This window comes from Flavobacteriales bacterium, assembly GCA_013001705.1.
GTDB lineage: Bacteria > Bacteroidota > Bacteroidia > Flavobacteriales_D > JABDKJ01 > JABDLZ01.
Genome location: JABDLZ010000227.1, coordinates 1 through 5,276 on the forward strand (window position 1 = coordinate 1; position 5,276 = coordinate 5,276).

The window sequence follows — 5,276 nt, forward strand, 5'->3', positions numbered from 1 at the left end:
CATGGAGTTCAAGGTCAAGGACAGTGCCCGTAGATTCGAACTCTGGGAGAAATCCGATGCCCTTAAACTCGGAATGATCGCGGCCATCGATTATGCTCTGGATGTAGGCATGAAAGAGATAGAAGCCTATAATACGACTATCAGAGAGCGGCTGCTCTCCAACCTATCCTCCCTTGAGGGGGTGCACGTGTTGGACCAAGGTAGTCGTGTTGCCAATATCATCACGCTCAGAAAAGAAGGCTGTTCTCTGGAAGAAATGCAAGACCATTTGGACCGTCATGATGTGGTCTATTCGGTAACAAGAAAGTCCAATGCCTATATCGATTTCGATAAGAAACAGGTGGATTGGGCGATCCGAATCTCACCACACTATTTCAACACTCTGGAGGAGATGGATCGATTGGCATCCATTATCGAATCCGTTTGAGAAACTCAGGATAACCATCGATTGTCTTATTTTGTCCTTTAGGTAGAATGAAATCCTCTGGATTTCGACCAAATTTAGACCATGATCATTTCAAGCCGCCTTACTTTACCCTTGACCTTGGCCTTGTTCCTTTCGACCGCTTCATTCTATGCTCAGAATCCAGAGCGCTGCGGTACCGATTCCTTTCAGGAGCAATTGATGCAGGATCCCGACTATGCCCAAGAATGGGAAGCCCGCCAAGAGCGTTTTCAGAGATTCAAGCTGGATCGCTCCGGAGATCGTATGCCCGTATGTGCTGAGCCTTTGCTCATTCCTGTTGCCGTACACTTCCAAGAGACCGCCATTCCACTGGCCTGTGCCATCGATATGGCCCTTTCCCAAGTGGAGACATTGAATGCAGATTTCGCAGCGACCAATGCAGATATCGGCAATTGGACCGATGATGCTTCTCAATATTTCCCTGGTATCAATAACGCTGAGAGCTGCATTCAGTTCTGCCTGGCCACTCTGAATCACCCGGCCGGATTCGGATTATCGGATGGCAATTACGCAGTTACCATCAATGAGACTGCAGGCGATAATGACCCTGCCTGGAGCGGATATCTCAATTTCTGGGTGCGGGATATCGGCCCACTCGGATATTCTCCTCTCGGTGGTTCCGGCAATGGAGATGGAGTCACCTGCGATATCAATGCATTCGGATCGGTAGAGTGTGGTGGTAATACGATCATGGGTCAGTACAATCTCGGACGTACCATCACCCACGAGATAGGCCACTATCTCAATCTGGAACACCCCTGGGGCGGAGGTGGCTGCGCCAGCACAGATGATGTGGCAGATACTCCTGTGACCGACAACTCCACATTCGGCTGTCCCAATACACCCTTCATCAACTGTACCGACAACGTGCTCTGGCCTACCTACATGGAGTACTGTGATGACCTCTGCCTGTTCATGTTCACCGCGGGACAAGTACAACGCATGGAGGATTATGTCAACGCCAATCTGAACAATCTCATCGATAATTCGGTGACCACTTGCCAAGAGTCGGCCTGTCAAGGATTTGACGGTAGTGTGGCCGAAGTGGACGAGAGCTGCGATGGAAATGACGGAGTGCTCACCATGAGCACCACCGAGGGAAATCCGCCTTTCGAGTATTCCATAGATGGGGGTCTCTTCTTTCAGAATGGGAATGTATTTGCCGGACTCAGCCAAGGTACCTACGAGGTCGTCATCCGAGATGCAGCCGATTGTGAGTATACCGAGACAGTGACCCTGACCCGAGAACAGGCCCAATTGGACATCGAGCAGACCTCCCCTGCCTTCTGCGGTGCAGACGATGGGTTATTGGAAGTGTCTACCAGCTCCGGTGGCGGTTTCCAGTTCAGTATGAATGCAGGCCCTTTCCAGCCTTCCGGCCTATTCGACAGTATTCCCTCTGGTAATCATTTGATCGAAGCGCAGAACAGCACTGGCTGTACCGGGTCCATCTATGTCAACGTGGACGATGAGAACGACCTGGGAATCGTGGTGGAAGAGATCAAGGCGGTGAATTGCTTCCTTTTCGACAATGGACGCATACAGTTCCGGCTCAATGGCGGAGAAGAACCATTCATATACAGTATCGATGGTTCGGGAGAAGTGAGCAATGTACCGGTCTTCGACATGCTCTCTCCCGGTGAGCACATCGTTTACATCGAAGATGGCCGAGGGTGCGAGGCTACCATCCCCTTCACGATCTTGCGAAATGCCAATAGTCTCGATGCGGATTGTCCGTGCGTGGTCTATATGCCCAACGCCTTCACGCCCAATGGCGATGACGTCAATGAGCGATTTGTGCCACGTACGGCATGTCCTTTGCGCCAATTCGAATTGGAGATCTATGATCGTTTCGGAACGGTGATCTTCCGCAGTGAGCATATCAGTGACACCTGGGGTGCTGATGGCGGCAGTGGCTACTATGTGGAAGACGGCATCTATCACTATAGATTGCGCTACGCTTGGGGAGAAGATGGCGACAGTTCGGTAAGTCGGGAAGAGATCGGAAGCATCACGGTCATCCGCTGATCCAGCTCCGACTATCCGATCGCGGGAGATTCGATACCTTCACCCACAGAATAATTCAAAAGAAATCATGAAGACACTAGCTAACCTTATGCTGGCCTGTACCCTCCTCTGGGGTCTACAAGGACTGGCGCAGATCGATACCCCACAACCGAGCCCCTTGTGCACCATTTCACAAAAGGTAGGCCTGACCGATGTAGATGTGACCTATAGCCGTCCCGGCATGAAATCACGTACCATCTTCGGTGGACTGGTACCTTATGGAGAGATGTGGCGTCTCGGTGCCAATGCCTCTACCAAGTTGACCGTCAGTTCAGATGTGACCATCGGTGGATTGGAAGTGCCTAAGGGCAAATACGCCATGTATGTCATTCCAGAAGCGGAAGCCTGGACCATCGTCATCCACAAGAACATCTCACACTGGGGTGTAGGTGACTATACCGATAAAGACGATCTCGGTCGTTTCAGGGTAGATGTCACTCCCATGCAGGATCAGATGGAGACTTTGACCATCGAATTCGGTGGATTCACTTCCGATGGTGCTGACATGATGATCATGTGGGAGAATACCATGGTCAAATTCCCGATCAAGACCAACGCTGTAGAAGAAGTAGAGGCCCAGATCCAGAAAGTTCTGGTGGATGGACCAGGTCCTGGCACCTACTATCAGGCTGCCCGTTTCTATTTGGACAATGACAAGGACCTCGAGCAGGCACACACATGGATCGATATGGCCATAGAGAAGCGTCCAGAAGCGTTCTGGTATGTTCACCAAAAAGCCAAGATCCAAGCCAAGTTGGGCATGAAGAAGGAGGCGATTGCTACCGCTACGAAGAGCATGGAGATGGCCAAGGCCAATGAAGATGGAGACTTCGGTTACGTGGCCAATAACGAGACCTTGATCAAGGAGATCAAAGAAGGCAAGTACAAGAAGTGACTTGACTTAAAGAAGAATCAAGAAGCCCTTTCGGAAACGGAAGGGCTTTTTTCATGGGATATGGCCTATATTGAACCGACCAAGCCAAGCTACCCTCTATGTTCAAGTTCTTCAGAAGGATACGCCAGCGACTCTTGTCTGAGAATAGATTCAGCAAGTATCTGCTCTACGCTATCGGGGAGATCGTACTGGTCGTTATCGGGATTTTGATCGCATTGGAGATCGATACCCGGCATGACATTTCCAAGAACAACCAACTCGAATTGAAGATCCTGAAAGAGATCTCGAGCGATTTAAAGTCGGATATGCAAGGACTGAGCGAAGACATCGTGCTCATGGACAGTATATCCAATGCCTGCAACGAGATCAAAGAGACTCTGAGAGAATCGGATGCCCCAACGCCTCAATTCGGGTATGCACTCAATTACCTACGCATCACACCACATTTCGATCCGAATACCAGTGGATATGAACTGCTCTCCTCCAAAGGAATAGAATTGATCACCAACGACAGTTTACGTAGAGCCATTTCCAGACTCTATGAGATACAATATCCCTACTACAGAAGATATGAGAACGAGCGCATACAGTACGTAGAGCTCCATGTAGAACCTGAACTACTCCGATATGTGACTTTTACCAAAGACCCAGATAGATACCTCAAGAGCAATGCATGGATAGATAGTAAGCTGTATGGATCGATGCGCGATGATGAGCAGTTCTTGAAACGGGTTTCGGGAATCGATGTAGAGAATCACTACGTGCACATGCGGGCCGGTTCTACTCTGGAAATGATCCGCGCACTTTACGAGTTCATCACGAATGAGCTGAATGAACGCGTATGACTGAATTACGACAAAGCATAGGGACATGTAAATCCCACTCGAACACCTCTCCTATGCTAGGAGTCCTGTTCTTGACCATTGCATTGTGCAGTGGATTCTACCTCAAGGCACAGGATTCTGGACAGACCGAATCTGAACCGATCCTGTATCCAGAATTGGCCGAAGAACTGATCGAAATGCGGGATTCCGATCAAAAGCTCCGTATCAAATGGGGAGGTATGATCCGCAAGGGAAAGACTGGGTCTAAACGCTACAGGGCTCTCTCTAAGCAGCTACTGGCAGCCGATAGAGCGCATACCCAGCGCATGAAGGAGATCGTGGCCGAGTACGGCTGGCCGACCTTCGAAAAAGTGGGTCCTATGGCCAGCCGAAGTGCCTGGGTCCTGGTGCAACATGCCGATCGCGACCCCTTCTTTCAGGCCGAGTGCCTCGCATTGATGGAAGAAGCCCTTGAGGCAGAACAGGTCTATCCAAGGAACTATGCCTACCTCTACGACCGGGTGCAAGTCGCGTTTGGTGAGAAGCAACTGTATGCCACCCAGAGCACCTCCAATAATGGATTGTGGGAAGGGCATTTCCAGCCCATTGCGCAAGAATCGCAGGTACAGGAGCGCAGAGAGGACATGGGCATCACACGGCATGTAGAGGAGTATGCAGTCTCCATGGGTTTCACCTATACCATCCCGACTGAAGAGGAAGCCCGACTGCGATCAGACTCGATCGTCAATGCCTATCGAAGTCATCGCGATGAAGGCATGAAGGCTTTGGAGTCACAGGATTGGAAGCAAGCGATCCACCATCTCGAACGGGCCACACGGTGTCATGGATCGGTACAAGCCGAGGACTATGTACATCTGGCAAAGGCCCTCTCATTATCCGAAGACCCAGCAGCGAGAAGGGCCTTCTACCCTTTGATACGGGCCATAGTCCAAGGCTATGAGCCGGCAGCATCACTGAAGACCGACCCTGACTTGGATTACTTGCGATCCCTACTGACCGATAG

The 5,276-nt window shown here is 50.6% G+C and carries 5 protein-coding genes; all 5 read left to right on the forward strand.

Going from position 1 to position 5,276, the window contains the following annotated elements:
• Window positions 1–427, forward strand: a 427-nt coding sequence (locus HKN79_09115) for an aminotransferase class V-fold PLP-dependent enzyme (GenBank protein ID NNC83726.1), incomplete at its 5' end; no start/stop codon positions are given.
• Window positions 428–508: 81 nt separating this feature from the next.
• Window positions 509–2,494: a hypothetical protein gene (locus HKN79_09120; GenBank protein ID NNC83727.1), complete on the forward strand. Its 1,986-nt coding sequence runs from the start codon at window positions 509–511 to the stop codon at window positions 2,492–2,494.
• A 67-nt stretch (window positions 2,495–2,561) separates the two neighbouring features.
• The gene (locus HKN79_09125) at window positions 2,562–3,428 is read left to right on the forward strand and encodes a DUF2911 domain-containing protein (protein NNC83728.1); all 867 of its coding nucleotides are present in this window, start codon (window positions 2,562–2,564) and stop codon (window positions 3,426–3,428) included.
• A gap of 98 nt (window positions 3,429–3,526) precedes the next feature.
• Window positions 3,527–4,273: a hypothetical protein gene (locus tag HKN79_09130; protein NNC83729.1), complete on the forward strand. Its 747-nt coding sequence runs from the start codon at window positions 3,527–3,529 to the stop codon at window positions 4,271–4,273.
• 53 nt (window positions 4,274–4,326) lie between these two features.
• Window positions 4,327–5,276 (forward strand): hypothetical protein (locus tag HKN79_09135; GenBank protein NNC83730.1); only part of this gene is annotated, 950 nt, incomplete at its 3' end.